Source organism: Mesorhizobium sp. M0659, from assembly GCF_040320605.1.
Taxonomy (GTDB): domain Bacteria; phylum Pseudomonadota; class Alphaproteobacteria; order Rhizobiales; family Rhizobiaceae; genus Mesorhizobium.
Window position 1 is genome coordinate 46658 of record NZ_JAMYPY010000015.1, and the last position, 15921, is coordinate 62578.

Sequence of the window (15921 nt, forward strand, 5' to 3'; positions counted from 1 at the left end):
TTTGCGGGCATCGCAATTTCAACCCTCGATAAGCCTGCGCGCCACTGGAATTTCTTCCTATGGGAGCGCATATAAGGGCCAACGTGGATTTAACTCATTTTCCAGGGCAGGACGCATGCGCGACCCCTATGAGGTGCTGGGCGTTGCCAAGAACGCATCGGCCAAGGACATAAAATCGGCTTACCGCAAGCTCGCCAAGAAGTATCATCCGGACCAGAATCCGAATGATCCCAAGGCCAAGGACCGTTTTGCCGCCGCCAATCAGGCCTATGAGGTCGTCGGCGACGAGAAGAACCGTGCGGCCTTCGACCGCGGCGAGATCGACGCCGACGGCAAGCCGAAATTCCAGGGCTTCGAGGGCGCAGCCGGCGGCGGCGATCCGTTCGGTGGCTTCCGCCGCCAGCAGGGCGCCGGCGGCTCGCGCTTCGAATTCCGATCGGGGCGTCCGGGCGGCGATCCGTTCGACGGCAACAGCGACATTTTCAGCCAGATCTTCGGCGACGCCTTTTCCGGCGCGCGCGGCGCCGGAACAGGCGACCGCCGCCAGCAGGCGACCGCCGCCGATCTGAACGTCACGCTCGACGTCACCATCGAGGAGATAGCGACCGCCGAAAAGGTGACGGCGATGTTCCCCGACGGCCGCAAGATCGCGGTCAAGCTGCCGGTCTATGTCGAGGATGGCCAGACCATCCGGCTGAAGGGCCAGGGCGAGCAGGGGCCGGGACAGCCGGGCGATGCGCTGGTCAAGATCCGTATCCGCAGGCACCCGCGCTACCGCATCGAGGGCCGTGACTTGCATGCCGATCTGGAGGTAGCGTTGGCCGACGCGGTGCTGGGCGCCAAGGTGCCGGTCGACACGCCGACCGGCAGGCTGGCGGTCAACATTCCGGCCTGGTCGAGTTCCGATAAGGTGCTGCGCCTGAAGGGCAGGGGCTTGCCGGAAAAGGCCGGCGGCCATGGCGATCTCTACGCCCATGTCCGCATCATGCTGCCGGAAGGCGGCGACAGCGAACTCGAAGCGCTGATGCGCAGCCGCAAAGGCTGACGCGGCTCGACTTCGCTGGCTAACTGCCGGGCGCTGCTTCCTCCATCCGCCGGATGGTTTCGCCGAAGCGGCGCAACGCCTGCCGCACCGGGACATGCGGGCTCTCGATCTCAAGCAGGATCATCGTCTCGCTGCCGAGGAATGCGGCGCTGACCAGGCTGGTTACTTCGGCGGCGGAGAATGGCCCGAGGCCGCCGAACCGACGCTCCGCCTCTTGCGCCAGTCCGTCCAGCAGTTCGAACCAGCCGCGCAGGTCGCGGCGCACCGCCTTGGCGATCTCGGGGCTCGACAGGCTTGCCGCGATCATCTCGTGCAGGATCCGGACATAGCCGGACGCCAGATCATCGTCGAGGAAATCGCAAGCGCGCTCCCAGCGTTGCCACAGCGGCATCGGTGCCGCAAAAGTCTCCGCCTGGCGTTTCAGCAGGCCCTCGTTCAGATGGTCGAGCAGGGCCAGGAACAGCCGTTCCTTGGAGCCGAAATGGTAATGGATCTGGCTGAGCGGAACGCCGGCGATCTCGGCAACGCGGCGCGTCGACAGATCGGCGTAGCCGCCTCGATGGAGGCACAACTCGGCGGCTGAAATCAGTTCGGCGCGCGTGTCGCGCTTTTGCTTGTTCTGCGGTGGGGTAACGGCTTGGGCAGCGTCCGTCATGCGGCGTGGCTGCCGCTGGTAGCGGTGCAATCTGGGCGGATCATAGCTTCTCCTGTCCGGGGCTGGACGTCCCTCCACTCTATCTCGGTCGAGCGACCGATCAAGTTGACTCGTCAGAGAATTTATGGTTTTTGACACTGAATTCGGTCGACCGACCGAATCCTGATGCTTGCATGGAGGGGCAGTCATGGCGGGCGTGATCACCCTTATCTACGGCGTTGCCGCATACCTGATTTTTCTCGGTTCGTTTCTCTATGCGGTCGGTTTCGTCGGCAACCTGGTCGTGCCGAAATCCATCGATTCCGGAGTCGCTGGAAGTCCGGTCGAAGCCGTCGTCGTCAATGCGCTGCTGCTCGGCCTTTTCGCCGCCCAGCACAGCATCATGGCGCGGCCGGTTTTCAAGCGCTGGTGGACACGGATTGTCCCGCACGCGGCCGAACGCAGCACCTATGTGCTTTTGGCCAGCCTCATCCTGCTGCTGCTCTACTGGCAATGGCGGCCGATCCCCGGTCTCGTCTGGACGGTCGAGAACCCGGTCTGGGTCGCCGTCATCCATGGCGTGTTCTGGCTCGGCTGGGCGGTATTGTTGACCAGCACCTTTCTGATCAACCATTTCGAACTGTTCGGCCTGCGCCAGGTTCTCGCCGCTTTGCGCAAGAGCGAACCGGCGCCGCCCGTGTTCAGGACGCCGCTGTTCTACAAATGGGTCCGGCACCCGCTCTATGTCGGCTTTCTCCTCGCCTTCTGGGCGACGCCGTCGATGACATGGGGCCATCTTCTGTTCGCGGCGGGCAGCACCGGCTACATCCTGCTCGGCATCTTCCTCGAGGAACGCGATCTCGTCGCGATGTTTGGCGATCAGTACCGCCTCTACCGCAAGCAGGTGGGAATGCTCATTCCCTGGCGCAAAATGGCGGGATAGGGCCGATGCGGTGCCGGCCAGCCGATTCGGCTGGTCGGCCGGCCCGGGCCGTCAAGGCGCGCTGGCCGCAGTGAGGCGTTCAAATCTCACAACAACGTTATTATCCCCCATTCGTTGTCACGCCGAGTGTCTGAATTGAACGCGCGCCCCGTCTGTGCTTGATGCGCCTTTCTGCCTGTGCGATAGGCACTCCAAAGCAGAAAACCTTTCGGAGAGCGCTGACATGGCGGGTGGACAGGGCCTTATGGCCGGCAAGCGCGGCCTTATACTGGGCGTCGCCAACAACAGATCGATTGCCTACGGCATCGCCAAGGCCTGCGTCGACCATGGCGCCGAGATCGCGCTGACCTATCAGGGCGAGGCGTTCAAGAAGCGCGTCGAGCCGCTGGCTGCGGAACTGGGCGCCTTTGTCGCCGGCCACTGCGATGTCACTGATCCGGCGAGCCTCGACGAGGTGTTTGCCAATGTCGCCAGGCATTGGGACGGCAAGCTCGACTTCCTCGTCCATGCCATCGCCTTTTCCGACAAGGACGAGTTGACCGGACGCTATGTCGAGACGACGCGCGACAATTTCCTGCGCACCATGGACATTTCGGTCTATTCCTTCACCACCATCGCCAAGCGCGCCGAAGCGCTGATGACCGATGGCGGCTCGCTGCTGACGCTGACCTATTATGGCGCTGAAAAGGTCATGCCGCATTACAACGTCATGGGTGTCGCCAAGGCCGCGCTGGAAGCCAGCGTGCGCTATCTCGCCGTCGACCTCGGCGGCAAGAAGATCCGCGTCAACGCCATCTCGGCCGGGCCGATCAAGACCTTGGCTGCTTCGGGCATCGGCGACTTCCGCTACATCCTCAAGTGGAACGAATACAATTCGCCGCTGAAGCAGACCGTCACCCAGGAAGAAGTCGGCGATTCCGCCGTGTATTTCCTGTCGGACCTGTCGCGTGGCGTCACCGGCGAGGTGCACCATGTCGATTCCGGCTATCACGTCGTCGGCATGAAGGCGGTCGACGCGCCGGATATTTCGACCGTCAAGGAATAGTTCTGCCGCGGTTTCCGCCTGCCTGTCCTGATTTCCGGAAGACCCGATGGTTCCGCTCGTCTACATCGTGCGCCATGGCCAGACGCAGTGGAATGCCGAGTCGCGGCTGCAGGGCCAGGCCGACACCGATCTCAACGCGCTCGGCCGCGAGCAGGCGACCCGCAATGGACGGCGGCTGGCCGAACTGATCCAGAACCCTGAGGATTTCGACTTTGTCGCCAGCCCGATGAAGCGGACGCGCGAGACGATGCAGCGGCTACGCTTGGCGATGCAACTCGATCCCGATGCCTACCGCACCGACCCGCGTCTGGTCGAGGTGCACTTTGGCGACTGGCAGGGCTTTACCTATGCCGAACTCGATACGCGAATGCCGGGCTCGGCGAAGGCGCGACGGCGCAACAAATGGAATTTCCAGCCGCCGGGCGAGGGCGCCGAAAGCTACCAGATGCTGCTCGAACGGGTGAAGCCGTGGTTCGACGCGCTCGACCGCCAGACGGTCTGCGTCACGCATGGTGGCGTCGTGCGGACCCTGTTTCGGATGGTCAAGGGTGTTTCCGAACACGAAGCGGCAAACCTGGAAGTGCGGCAGGACCGGGTGCTCAGGCTGCAGGACGGGCGTCTGGATTGGCTTTAGGTTCGAGCAGATAAAAACAGGACGACCGTCCTGTTTATCCGGGCAGGGCTCCGCCGAGCGGCAAGGGCCTGTGCGATGTCGGTGTTACTCGGTGTCGGGCAGTTCCATGTCGGTGACGACGTTCTCGCCATTCGTCACGTCATAGGCAATGACGATATCCATGCCCGGTTTCAGCGAATCGAGATCGGTCTCGGCGTTGAGCTTGAAGGACTTACCGTCCTCCAGCGTCAGCGTCAGCGCGTCCTTGTCGACCTTCTTGATCAGGCCTTCGGTCTGGCCGGCATAGGCGGCGGTGGAAATCAGCAACATGGCGGCAGCAGCGCCAATCAGGGTACGCATCGTCGTCCTCTTTGTCATTGCGCCTGCACGGATGGCGGCGAGCTTTCAACGGGCGGATGGAAGAGAGCAGAAACCAACCGAATGTGTCAAAACTAAAACCGCCGGATCACAGTTTGACCGCTGTGGAAAACGCCAATAGAACGCACCTTTGATCCGGTCCGCTGCCGGGCAGGGCTAAAATTCATGTCTCACAACACGTTCGGCCATCTCTTCCGCGTCACCACCTGGGGCGAAAGCCATGGCCCGTCGCTCGGCTGTGTCGTCGACGGCTGCCCGCCCGGCATCCGCTTCACACGGGCCGAAATCCAGGCCGAACTCGACAAGCGCCGTCCCGGCCAGTCGCGTTTTGTGACCCAGCGACGCGAACCGGACGAGGTGAACGTGCTATCCGGCTTCATCCTCGACGAGGACGGCGAGACGATGATCACCACCGGCACGCCCGTCTCGATGCTGATCGAGAATGTTGACCAGCGCTCCAAGGACTATGGCGAGATTGCCCGCCAGTACCGTCCCGGCCACGCCGACTACACCTATGAAGTCAAATACGGCGTGCGCGACCATCGCGGCGGCGGTCGTTCCTCGGCGCGCGAGACGGCCGCTCGCGTGGCGGCCGGCGCCTTGGCGCGCAAGGTGGTGCCCGGAATGGTGGTGCGCGGCGCGCTGGTCTCGATGGGCGAAAAATCGATCGACCGCGCCAACTGGAACTGGAATTTCATCGGTGACGCCGAAAACCCGTTCTTCACCCCCGATCCGGCCTCGGTTCCGGTCTTCACCAGCTATCTCGACGGCATCCGCAAATCCGGCTCCTCGGTGGGCGCGGTTATTGAAATCATCGCCGACGGCGTGCCAGCCGGCCTTGGCGCGCCGATCTATGCCAAGCTCGACCAGGACATCGCGTCCGGCCTGATGTCGATCAACGCCGTCAAGGGCGTCGAGATCGGCAACGGCTTCGAGGCCGCGCGCATCACCGGCGAACAGAATGCCGACGAGATGCGCATCGGCAATGACGGCAAGCCGGTCTTCCTGTCCAACAATGCCGGCGGCATTCTGGGCGGCATCTCGACCGGCCAGGCGATCGTCGCCCGGTTCGCCGTCAAGCCGACCTCGTCGATCCTGACGCCGCGCAAATCCATCGACAAGGACGGCAACGACGTCGACGTCATGACCAAGGGCCGCCACGATCCCTGCGTCGGCATCCGTGCCGTGCCGATCGGCGAAGCCATGGTTGCCTGCGCCATCGCGGACCATTATCTGCGGCACCGGGGACAGACAGGCCGGGGATTAGGCAGTAGGGATTAGGCAATAGGCCAGCCCGTCCTTCCTTCCCTAACTCCTACTGCCCAACCCTATTCCCTGCGAGCGAAGCGAGCCAATGCCATACGATCAGAAGAAAATCGTCGAAGCCATCCGCGCCTTCGAACGCGGCGAGATCGTCGTCGTCATGGACGATGACGGGCGTGAGAACGAGGGCGACCTGATCGTTGCCGCCGTGCATTGCAGCCCGGAGAAAATGGCCTTCATCATCCGTCACACCTCCGGCATCGTCTGCACGCCGATGCCGCGCGAGGAGGCCAAGCGGCTCAATCTGCAGCCGATGGTCGCCGACAATGATTCCGCCCACACCACGGCCTTTACCGTCAGCGTCGATTTCAAGCATGGCACCACCACCGGCATTTCGGCCGAGGACCGCACGCTGACCGTGCGCAACCTGGCCAACGGCAATGTCGGCGGTTCGGATTTCGTCCGGCCCGGCCACATCTTCCCGCTGATCGCTAGGGAAGGCGGCGTGCTGATGCGCTCGGGCCATACCGAAGCCGCGGTCGATCTCTGCAAGCTTGCCGGCCTGCCGCCGGTTGGCGTGATCTCGGAACTGGTCAATGACGACGGCACCGTCAAGCGCGGCCCGCAGGTGGCGAGCTTTGCCGAGGAACACGGCCTCAAGCAGGTCTCGGTCGCCGACCTCATCGCCTACCGGCAGCGCAAGGAAACGCTGGTCGAACGCGTCGCCTGCTCCGAAATCGACACACTCGGCGGCAAGGCACAGGTCTTCACCTACACGCTGCCCTGGGACTCCATGCACCATGTCGCGGTCGTTTTCGGCGACATCCGTGACGGCGAGGACGTGCCGGTGCGGCTGCATTCGGAGGATGTGGTGACCGACGTGTTCGGCACCAGCCACCGGCTCGACGCCATTATGAAGGCGATGGGCGAACGCAAGCGCGGCGTCATCGTCTATCTCCGGGAGGGTTCGGTCGGCGTCGCCCATCAGGAGCGCAACCGGCCGATGAGTGCCGACCGTGAGGACCACGAAGAGGCCCGCCGCCGTGAGAACGAGTGGCGAGAAATCGGCCTCGGCGCCCAGATCCTGAAGGATCTCGGCATTTCCTCGATCAACCTGATCGCCTCGCGCGAGCGCCACTATGTCGGGCTTGAAGGCTTTGGGATTCACATCGCGAAAACTGAGATTATCTAGTTCGTCGCGCAAGAGCGACGCTGCCGAAAAAATTGCGCGGGCAGGTCGCCTGCTTCTGCGATTTGCTGAAGCCTCCACGCGTTCGTCATCCTATGGCGAAGCAAGGAGCGAAGCGACGCGGCGCAGACCATAGGATCCATGCCGCGACTTCGACGCGTTGCAACGGTGCAGAAGTCTGCTCCGCTGCACCCTTCGGTCAAGGTAACGGAATGGGTCCTCGGGTCTGCGCGGCCGCTTCGCTCCCGCTCGCGCGTGGATGACGACACCAGAGGCCTCACCTAATTCCGAACGTTTGCGATCGTCTCCAAAGCCAACGTCAGGCCATATCCTCACTCCGCGGGAACGGCGGCCGCGTCGCATCCGTCCAGCTCGCATGTGTGGGTGGCCAGGCTGCGCTGGCCCAGCAACACCGTCACCAATGCGATGACGCCGGCCGCCACCGAGACCCAGAACCCGTTGCGGGCGCCGAATTCATCCACCACCGCACCGGCGGCAAACGAACCGAGCGCCATGCCGATGCCGATGCCTGTCATCACCCAGGTGATGCCTTCGGTCAGCATCGCTTCCGGCACGTGGCGTTCGATCAGGCCGAAGGCGGTGATGAAGGTTGGCGAGATCGCCACGCCGCTGATGAAAACGGTCAGCGCCAGCAGCGGCACCGTGTCGGCGGTGAGCGGCAGCAGCGTGCCGAGCGCAACGAGGGCGACCGCGAGGGCCAACTGGCGCTGCAGCGGCGCTTTCAGGTTGAGCGCGCCGACGATAAGGCCGAGCACGAACGATCCCAGCGCATAGACGCCGATGACGAGGCTGGCGGCGCCCGGCTGGCCGAGTTCCTTGGTGATCGCCACCGTGCTCACTTCCGTCGTCGCGAAGGTGGCGCCGACGAAGATCAGGGCGAAGGTGATGATCTGCACCGGCCTGAGCCGGATTGCCGAGCCGCTCGAGACATGATTCACCGGCCGCACTTGTGGTTCGGTCGAACGCTGCAGGATGAAGGCTGCCGAGCCAAGGGCGAGGAATAGCGTGCTGACCAGGACACCGGCTTCCGGGAACAGAGCGGCACTCAAGCCCACCGACAGCGATGCGCCTGCAATGTAGACGAGTTCGTCCGCCGCCGATTCGAAGGCGAATGCGGTGTTCATCTGCGGCCGGCCGCGAAAAATCTCGGTCCAGCGCGCGCGCACCATCGCCGGCATGCTGGGCATGGCGGCGGCCGCCAGTGCCGACACAAACAGCGTCCACACCGGCCAGTCCTGATTGGCTGCGGCAATCAGCACCGCGAAGGCGAGCACGGTGAGGATGGTGGTCGGAACCACGATCCGCGTCTGGCCAAGGCGATCGACCAGCCGTGATATCTGCGGCGCCACGAAAGCGTTGCTCAGCGCGAAAGTCGCCGAGACAGCTCCCGCCAGCCAGTATTCGCCACGTGTCTGCGAGAGCATGGCCACGATGCCGATCGGCGCCATGGCGATCGGCAGCCGCGCGAGGAAGCCCGCGGCGGCAAACCCCTTGGCTCCAGGGGCACGAAAGATTTCCGAGTATGGGTTTTGCATGGCTGGCTCCTCGACAAAGGCCAATTCGACAATTACATACGATGCGTATGAATGTATGTAATCCATACGCCGCGTATGTCAATTGGCATACGAAGCGTATATGAATAAGGCCAGAACCATGCACAGACCCCGCAAGGAGATGATTGCCGAAACGCGCGCCAAGCTGATCACGGCGGCCCGCCACGCCTTCGGCACGATCGGCTATGCCGACGCGTCGATGGACGACTTCACCGCCTCGGCCGGGCTGACGCGCGGTGCGCTCTATCATCATTTCGGCGACAAGAAGGGCCTGCTGCAGGCCGTCATCGCCGAAATCGATGGCGAGATGGCCGTCCGCATCCATGAGATTGCGTCGCGGGCGCCAAGCCGCTGGCAGCGTTTCGTCGACGAATGCACGACCTATATCGAGATGGCGTTGGAGCCGGAAATCCAGCGCATCATGTTTCGCGACGGTCCGGCTGTGCTCGGCGATCCGGCGCAATGGCCGAACGCCAATGCCTGCGTCGGCTCAATAACCGATCATCTGACGGCTCTGCAGCAGGAGGGGGTGGTCGTCCCCGGCGTCGACCCCGAAACCGCCGCCCGGCTGATCAACGGCGCCAGCAGCCAGGCGGCGCAGCGCATCGCCAATTCGAACGACCCCGAAGCGACGTCGAAGACCGTGGTGGCAGCCTTCCAGCAACTGCTTGAAGGCCTTCTCAAAAAACAGGGTTCGCAGCCGGCCTGAAATCTGGTCGGCCGAGACCCGGCATTTGCCGAGATTGACAATTCCCGGCCCGGGTTCATCCTCGCCGTCCATCTCTGAGGGGAGATTCGGGCGCATGTGGGATTTCGAAATCGGCAGGTCGGTGTCCATCATGATCAGGACATGGCCATTCGTCGTCTTTCGCATGATCGTCTATTTCGGCATCACGCTCGCCTATATCGTGGCGACCGGCAGCGGCGCCTCGGTCGGCTATGGCGTCGGCCATATCTCCACCGATCCCGACGGGCCGCTTTCCTTTGCACTGTGGGGCGGCATCGTCGGCATCGGCATCGTTTCGATAGCGCTCTACTGGATCCGCGAATACATCCTCTATGTCGTCAAGGCCGGCCATATCGCCGTCATGGTCCATCTGATCGATGGCCGGGACGTTCCCAATGGGCAGGACCAGATCGCCTACGCCAAGGACGTGGTGAAGGAGCGTTTCGCCGAGGCCAACATCCTTTTCGTGGTCGACCAGCTGGTCAAGGGCGCCATCCGCGCCATCACCGGCCTGATCGGCGGCATCGCCGCCTTCCTGCCCATTCCGGGCCTCGGCGGTCCGGTCGCTTTCATCAATACGGTGATCCGCCTGTCGCTGACCTATGTTGACGAGATCATCCTCGGCTACAACATCCGCATCAACTCGTCGTCGCCCTTCGAAACCGCCCGGCAAGGCGTCGTGCTCTATGCCCAGAACGGCAAGACCATGGTCAAGAACGCGGTCTGGCTGGCTGTCATCATGTGGGCCGTGTCCTTCGTCATCTTCCTTTTGATGCTGGCGCCGGCCGCCGCCATCATGTGGTTCATACCGGGGCAGCTCGGCGGCTGGGCCTTCGTGCTCGCCATCCTCCTTGCCTGGGCCTTCAAGGCGGCCTTCATCGAACCCTTCGCCATCGCCTGCCTGATGCAGGTCTATTTCAAGACCATCGAAGGCCAGGTGCCGAACGCCGAATGGGACCAGCGGCTGGCCGAGGCGTCGTCCAAGTTCAGGGAACTCAGGGACAAGGCGGTGGCTTCCTTCGGCGGCTCGCGCTGGACGCAGCCCGCGCCCGGGGTGTAATCCCTGTTGAACGTCGGGGCGGTGAGGCGTCAAACCATGGTCAAAGCGGCCGGGCGCGCCTATATCGGGTCATGGTCACCAGGCTCTACACCCATCCGATCTTCCTCGAACATCTGACGCCCCCCGGTCATCCGGAGCGGCCGGACCGCTTGCGCGCTATCGAGCGCGTGCTCGACGACGAGGCCTTCACCGCACTCGATCGGGTAACGGCGCCGCAAGGCGACGAGGCCACAATCCTCTACGCCCACCCCGAGGATTTCGTCGCCCGCGTCCGCGCCGCGATCCCTGAAAGCGGCATTGCCTCGATCGACGCCGACACCAGCGCCAGCCCGAAAAGCTGGCAGGCGGTGGTCACTGCCATCGGTGCGGCCAACGCTGCCGTCGACGATGTTTTCGAGGGCAGCGTTGCCAATGCCTTCGTCGCCGCGCGTCCGCCCGGCCATCATGCCGAAAAGACCACGGCCATGGGCTTTTGCCTGTTCAACACCGCGGCGATCGCGGCCCGCTACGCGCAGAAGAAACACGGCGCCGAGCGTGTCGCCATCGTCGACTGGGACGTGCATCACGGCAATGGCACGCAGGACATTTTCTGGGATGATCCGTCGGTGCTCTATTGTTCGACGCACCAGATGCCGCTCTATCCCGGCACTGGCGCCAAGACCGAAACCGGCGCCGGCAACATCGTCAACGCCCCTCTGGCGCCGCAGACCGGCTCGGACATGTTTCGCGATGCCTTGCTGTCGCGCGTCCTGCCGGCGCTCGATAATTTCGCGCCCGATCTGATCATAATTTCCGCAGGCTTCGACGCTCACCATCGCGACCCGCTGGCCGAGATCAACCTCAGCGAGGACGATTTCGACTGGGCGACAGGCCAGTTGCTGGAACGCGCCGGGCGCCACAGCGGCAACCGGCTCGTCAGCCTGCTCGAGGGCGGCTACGATCTGCAGGGACTGGCATTTTCGGTCGCCGCCCATGTCGGGCGGCTGATGAAGGGGTAAAGTATGGCTGGCGAAGCAAATGAAGACGTGAAGGCGATGAGCTTCGAGCAGGCACTCGACGCGCTGGAAAAGATCGTCGATGATCTGGAACGTGGCGACGTGCCGCTCGACCAGTCGATCAAGATCTATGAGCGCGGCGAGGCGCTGAAGGCCCATTGCGACCGGCTGCTGAAGGCCGCCGAAGACAAGGTCGAGAAGATAAGGCTGTCGCGTGATGGCAAACCGGTGGGAACGGAGCCGCTCGACGCGGAGTAGTGGAATGGGGCGGGCATAAAGCAGATAGGAGTTCAAGCATGTGCAGAAACATCAAGACCCTGTTCAATTTCGAGCCGCCGGCGACCCATGACGAGATCCGCGACGCCGCCCTTCAATTCGTGCGCAAACTGAGCGGAACGACGCGCCCCTCGCAGCGCAACCAGGCAGCCTTCGACCGCGCCGTCGAGGCGATCGCCGAATCGGCGCATGAATTGCTGCATTCGCTCGAAACCACACACCATCCGCGCAATCGCGAAGAGGTGGCGGCCAAGGCGAAAGCCAAATCGGCGCTGCGCTTCGCATAAGGAAATCCAATGAGTTTCTTTCCCGGCAAGGACCCTGAGCCTGGCGACGCGTTCGCCAGCGACCAGATCGAGTTGATGGTCATTCCGAATGCCAAGGATATTGGCGGCTTCCAGGTTCGCCGCGCTCTGCCGACGGCAAAGCGGCGGTTGGTCGGTCCCTTCATCTTCTTCGACCGCATGGGGCCGGCGATCTTGCGTGCCGGCCAGGCGATGGATGTGCGCCCGCACCCGCATATCGGGCTTTCCACCGTCACCTATCTGTTCGACGGCAATATCAGGCACCGCGATTCGCTCGGCACCGAGATGGTCATCCAGCCGGGCGACGTGAATTTGATGACCGCCGGCCGCGGTATCGTCCATTCCGAGCGCACGCCCGAAGAACTGCGCGGCGCGCCAATGTCGGTCTCCGGCCTGCAGACATGGCTGGCTTTGCCCGACGGCAAGGAGGAAGTGGCGCCGGTGTTCGAGAACACGGCCGCGCTCCTTCTGCCCGAGATCGACGCCGAAGGTGTTTCCGGCCGCGTGGTGATCGGCGATTTCCAGGGACTGCGCTCGCCGGTAAGAGCCGACACCGAGACGCTCTACGCCGATCTGAGGCTGGCGCCCGGCGCCAGCGTCAAAATTCCCGCCGACGCCGAGGAACGCGCCATCTACACGCTGGACGGCGATGTCTCGGTTTCGGGCGACCGTTTTCCGGCCGAACGGCTGCTGGTGTTCCGGCCTGGTGACGAGATCGTCGTGTCGTCCGAGCGCGGCGCCCATTTCATGCTCTTCGGGGGCGCTTCGCTCGGCTCTCCGCGCCACATCTGGTGGAACTTCGTCTCGTCGTCGAAGGAACGCATCGAAGAGGCCAAGCAGGAATGGAAGACGGGCCGCTTCGATATCGTTCCTGGAGATGAGGAAGAGTTCATTCCGTTACCGGACAATTAACGTCAGCATCACCCGCGTCACTGACACGCATTTACATTCCGGCGACGCAGGCATATTTCGCCATGATCGACGCGCATTATAGCTGAGCAGGCCCTTTAACAGTGAACGCAACGCTGCATACGCCGCTTCTCGACAAGGTCCGCATTCCAGCCGACCTGAAGAAGCTTGACGAAAGCGAGCTGCCGCAGCTGGCCTCGGAGCTGCGCGCCGAGCTGATCGATGCCGTCTCGCATACGGGCGGGCATCTCGGCGCCGGCCTCGGTGTCGTCGAACTGACGGTGGCGCTTCACTATGTCTTCAACACGCCGGAAGACCGCGTGATCTGGGATGTCGGCCACCAGGCCTATCCGCACAAGATCCTGACCGGCCGCCGCGACCGCATCCGCACGCTCAGGCAAGAAGGCGGCCTGTCTGGCTTCACCCGTCGCGCCGAGAGCGAATACGACCCGTTCGGCGCCGCGCACTCTTCGACCTCCATTTCCGCCGGCCTCGGCATGGCCATGGCGCGCGACCTCTCCGGCGGCCACAACAATGTCATTGCCGTCATCGGCGACGGCGCCATGTCTGCCGGCATGGCCTATGAAGCCATGAACAATGCCGGCGCGCTCGATGCCCGGCTGATCGTCATCCTCAACGACAACGACATGTCTATCGCGCCGCCGACCGGCGCCATGAGCGCCTATCTGGCGCGGCTCGCGTCGGGCAAGACCTATCTTGGCCTGCGCGATTTCGGCAAGAAGCTGACCTCCTATCTCGGCAAGCGCGCCGACCGCGCCATCAAGCGGGCGGTCGAGCATGCGCGCGGCTACGTCACCGGCGGCACGCTGTTCGAGGAGCTTGGCTTCTACCATATCGGCCCCATCGACGGCCACAATCTCGAGCATCTGATCCCGGTCTTGAAGAACGTCCGCGACCATGCCGACGGTCCGGTGCTGATCCATGTCGTGACCCAGAAGGGCAAGGGCTACGCGCCGGCCGAGGCTGCGGCCGACAAATATCACGGCGTCAACAAGTTCGACGTCATCACCGGCGCGCAGACCAAGGCCCCGGCCAATGCGCCGGCCTACACCAAGGTGTTCGCCGAGAGCCTGGTCCAGGAGGCCCGCCTGGACGACCGCATCGTCGCCGTCACCGCCGCCATGCCGAACGGCACCGGCCTCGATTTGTTCGGCGAAGCGTTTCCGACCCGGACCTTCGATGTCGGCATTGCCGAGCAACACGCCGTGACCTTCGCCGCCGGCCTCGCCAGCGAGGGCTACAAACCCTTCGCCGCCATCTATTCGACCTTCCTGCAGCGCGCCTACGATCAGGTCGTCCATGATGTGGCGATCCAGAAACTGCCGGTGCGTTTCCCGATCGACCGCGCCGGGTTCGTCGGCGCCGACGGCGCCACTCATTGCGGCGCCTTCGACACCACCTTCCTGGCGACGCTGCCGGGCTTCGTGGTGATGGCGGCTGCCGACGAGGCGGAGCTTCGCCACATGGTGCGCACCGCCGCCTATTATGACGAAGGCCCGATCGCCTTCCGCTATCCGCGCGGCAATGGCGTCGGCGTCGACATGCCGGAGCGCGGCTCGGTCCTCGAAATCGGCAAGGGCCGCATCGTCAGGGAAGGCACCAAGGTGGCGCTTCTGTCCTTTGGCACCCGGCTGCAGGATTGCCTGCTGGCGGCCGAGGAACTCGGCGCGGCAGGGCTTTCGACGACGGTTGCGGACGCCCGTTTCGCCAAGCCGCTGGACGAGGATTTGATCCGCCGTCTCGCCCGCTCGCACGAAGTGCTGGTGACGGTGGAAGAGGGCGCTGTCGGCGGTTTCGCCAGCCACGTGCTGCAGTTCCTCGCCCATGAAGGCTTGCTGGAAAGCGGTCTGAAAGTTCGGCCGCTGGTGCTGCCGGACGAGTTCACCGACCACGCCAAGCCGGAAAAAATGTATGCCGATGCCGGGCTCGACGCGGCCGGCATCGTGCGCACCGTGTTCGTCGCGCTCGGCCATTCCGCGCGCGCGCAACGGGCCTGAATCAAACCTCACGCCTCTGAAGCGGTTGTCGGCAGCAACCCTAACGCTGTGTTAACGCTTCCTTTTGGCGTTTTGCTTACCGTGTCTTTTGGCCGTTTTTCAACGCCCCCCTGCTAGAACGAGAGCCAGGCAGGGAGTTAAAAACAATGCGAACGCTTCTGTGCGGCGCGGCCCTTTTGGCCGTCATCGCCGCGCCGGCCATGGCCGAGACGCGCTATGACCGCAAGCTCGAACAGGCGGTGGCAGGCATCGTCGCCGGCAAGATGGGCGATATCAGGGGCGCTTTTTCCTACAAGCAGGTTCCGCAGCTTGTCGTCGTGCCGGACGCACCAGTCGTTGCTGTCGAGCGCCCGCGCAAGCAGGCTTCAGATGACGTAAGCGACGGCCTGATGCCGGCCGTTGAACGGCAGGTCTCACGGACGATCTTCTAAAACCACATATCGCGCACGCAGCGCCCATCGCGCGGCAGGTCGTCATAAGTGTCCAGCCCGTCGAAATGGTCGATCGGCAGGTCGGCGACCGCCTCCGGCGGTGCCAGCCTGACATTGACGGCGATCCGCGTGCGGCCGCTGTCGCTGCGGCGCAAACCGCGCCAGGCAAGCACACAGGCACATGTCGGGCAAAACAGTATTTCCAGCGACGGCGTCTCCTTGCCAGCGCGGGTGTAGGACTGCACAGGCCCCGCAAGCCGGATACGCTCGTCGACAAAGTCATAGGCCCAGAGTGTGCCATAGCGGCGGCAAAGCGTGCAATTGCAGGCCGTGATCGGGCCGGGATCGCCTTCCAGGGTCCAGTGGGCGGCGCCGCAATGGCAGGTTCCCGTCAGCATTCGTCTTCCTCCGCATTGCCTGAGCCTCTACATCTTGCCGGACTGGCTGCGCTATTCAACCGGGCGGACTGGCTTGCGGCCCGGGTCTCGACGTCCTCCTATGCCAATGTCCTTGCCT

The 15921-nt window shown here is 63.6% G+C and carries 18 protein-coding genes; 14 read left to right on the forward strand and 4 right to left on the reverse strand.

All coding sequences use genetic code 11. The features are described from left to right. Positions 1–115 precede the first annotated feature (115 nt). Positions 116–1045, forward strand: a complete 930-nt coding sequence (locus NKI31_RS22310) for a DnaJ C-terminal domain-containing protein (protein WP_023692090.1) — start codon at positions 116–118, stop codon at positions 1043–1045. 19 nt (positions 1046–1064) lie between these two features. Here the strand turns inward: NKI31_RS22310 and NKI31_RS22315 are convergent, their stop codons facing one another. Next, a complete protein-coding gene (locus NKI31_RS22315; protein WP_023740699.1) occupies positions 1065–1700 on the reverse strand; it encodes a TetR/AcrR family transcriptional regulator in 636 nt (211 codons plus the stop codon). Positions 1701–1887: 187 nt separating this feature from the next. Between NKI31_RS22315 and mddA the strand changes: the two genes are divergently transcribed. The 3 genes from mddA (at position 1888) to NKI31_RS22330 (ending at position 4301) form a co-directional block, all read left to right on the forward strand. After that, positions 1888–2622, forward strand: coding sequence for a methanethiol S-methyltransferase (mddA, locus tag NKI31_RS22320; RefSeq protein ID WP_023740700.1), 735 nt, complete (start codon positions 1888–1890; stop codon positions 2620–2622). 223 nt (positions 2623–2845) lie between these two features. Then, the gene (gene fabI, locus NKI31_RS22325) at positions 2846–3667 is read left to right on the forward strand and encodes an enoyl-ACP reductase FabI (protein ID WP_352652552.1); all 822 of its coding nucleotides are present in this window, start codon (positions 2846–2848) and stop codon (positions 3665–3667) included. Positions 3668–3713: 46 nt separating this feature from the next. Then, entirely contained in the window at positions 3714–4301 is a 588-nt protein-coding gene (locus NKI31_RS22330) for a histidine phosphatase family protein (protein ID WP_023709880.1), read from the forward strand. Between the two features lie 84 nt (positions 4302–4385). Here the strand turns inward: NKI31_RS22330 and NKI31_RS22335 are convergent, their stop codons facing one another. Further along, the gene (locus NKI31_RS22335) at positions 4386–4640 is read right to left on the reverse strand and encodes a DUF1344 domain-containing protein (protein WP_023685405.1); all 255 of its coding nucleotides are present in this window, start codon (positions 4638–4640) and stop codon (positions 4386–4388) included. Between the two features lie 183 nt (positions 4641–4823). On the opposite strand from NKI31_RS22335, the gene aroC reads away from it, so the two are divergent. Further along, positions 4824–5939 (forward strand): chorismate synthase, encoded by a 1116-nt coding sequence (gene aroC / locus NKI31_RS22340; protein ID WP_352652553.1) that lies wholly within the window; start codon positions 4824–4826, stop codon positions 5937–5939. Positions 5940–6012: 73 nt separating this feature from the next. Then, positions 6013–7113: a 3,4-dihydroxy-2-butanone-4-phosphate synthase gene (gene ribB / locus NKI31_RS22345; protein ID WP_023668438.1), complete on the forward strand. Its 1101-nt coding sequence runs from the start codon at positions 6013–6015 to the stop codon at positions 7111–7113. A gap of 329 nt (positions 7114–7442) precedes the next feature. On the opposite strand, the gene NKI31_RS22350 is transcribed toward ribB, so the two are convergent. Beyond that, positions 7443–8666, reverse strand: a complete 1224-nt coding sequence (locus NKI31_RS22350) for an MFS transporter (protein WP_352652554.1) — start codon at positions 8664–8666, stop codon at positions 7443–7445. Positions 8667–8784: 118 nt separating this feature from the next. Between NKI31_RS22350 and NKI31_RS22355 the strand changes: the two genes are divergently transcribed. The 8 genes from NKI31_RS22355 (at position 8785) to NKI31_RS22390 (ending at position 15405) form a co-directional block, all read left to right on the forward strand. Continuing rightward, positions 8785–9393 carry a TetR/AcrR family transcriptional regulator gene (locus NKI31_RS22355; protein ID WP_352652589.1) on the forward strand — a complete coding sequence of 203 codons (609 nt, stop codon included), beginning with the start codon at positions 8785–8787 and terminating at the stop codon, positions 9391–9393. Positions 9394–9487: 94 nt separating this feature from the next. Next, positions 9488–10471, forward strand: coding sequence for a hypothetical protein (locus NKI31_RS22360; RefSeq protein ID WP_352652555.1), 984 nt, complete (start codon positions 9488–9490; stop codon positions 10469–10471). Positions 10472–10542: 71 nt separating this feature from the next. Then, positions 10543–11469, forward strand: a complete 927-nt coding sequence (locus NKI31_RS22365) for a histone deacetylase family protein (protein ID WP_023687140.1) — start codon at positions 10543–10545, stop codon at positions 11467–11469. Positions 11470–11472: 3 nt separating this feature from the next. Further along, complete coding sequence (locus NKI31_RS22370; protein WP_023668433.1) at positions 11473–11724, forward strand: exodeoxyribonuclease VII small subunit; 252 nt, start codon at positions 11473–11475, stop codon at positions 11722–11724. A 38-nt stretch (positions 11725–11762) separates the two neighbouring features. Next, entirely contained in the window at positions 11763–12029 is a 267-nt protein-coding gene (locus NKI31_RS22375; RefSeq protein WP_023668432.1) for a DUF2277 domain-containing protein, read from the forward strand. A 9-nt stretch (positions 12030–12038) separates the two neighbouring features. Then, positions 12039–12959 (forward strand): pirin family protein, encoded by a 921-nt coding sequence (locus NKI31_RS22380; protein ID WP_352652556.1) that lies wholly within the window; start codon positions 12039–12041, stop codon positions 12957–12959. A gap of 101 nt (positions 12960–13060) precedes the next feature. Next, positions 13061–14974, forward strand: coding sequence for a 1-deoxy-D-xylulose-5-phosphate synthase (dxs, locus tag NKI31_RS22385; RefSeq protein WP_023732098.1), 1914 nt, complete (start codon positions 13061–13063; stop codon positions 14972–14974). A 146-nt stretch (positions 14975–15120) separates the two neighbouring features. Then, entirely contained in the window at positions 15121–15405 is a 285-nt protein-coding gene (locus NKI31_RS22390) for a hypothetical protein (protein ID WP_023735582.1), read from the forward strand. On the opposite strand, the gene NKI31_RS22395 is transcribed toward NKI31_RS22390, so the two are convergent. Next, positions 15402–15803: a GFA family protein gene (locus NKI31_RS22395; protein ID WP_023687142.1), complete on the reverse strand. Its 402-nt coding sequence runs from the start codon at positions 15801–15803 to the stop codon at positions 15402–15404. The two genes, NKI31_RS22390 and NKI31_RS22395, sit on opposite strands and share 4 nt — an antisense overlap. Positions 15804–15921: the final 118 nt, after the last annotated feature.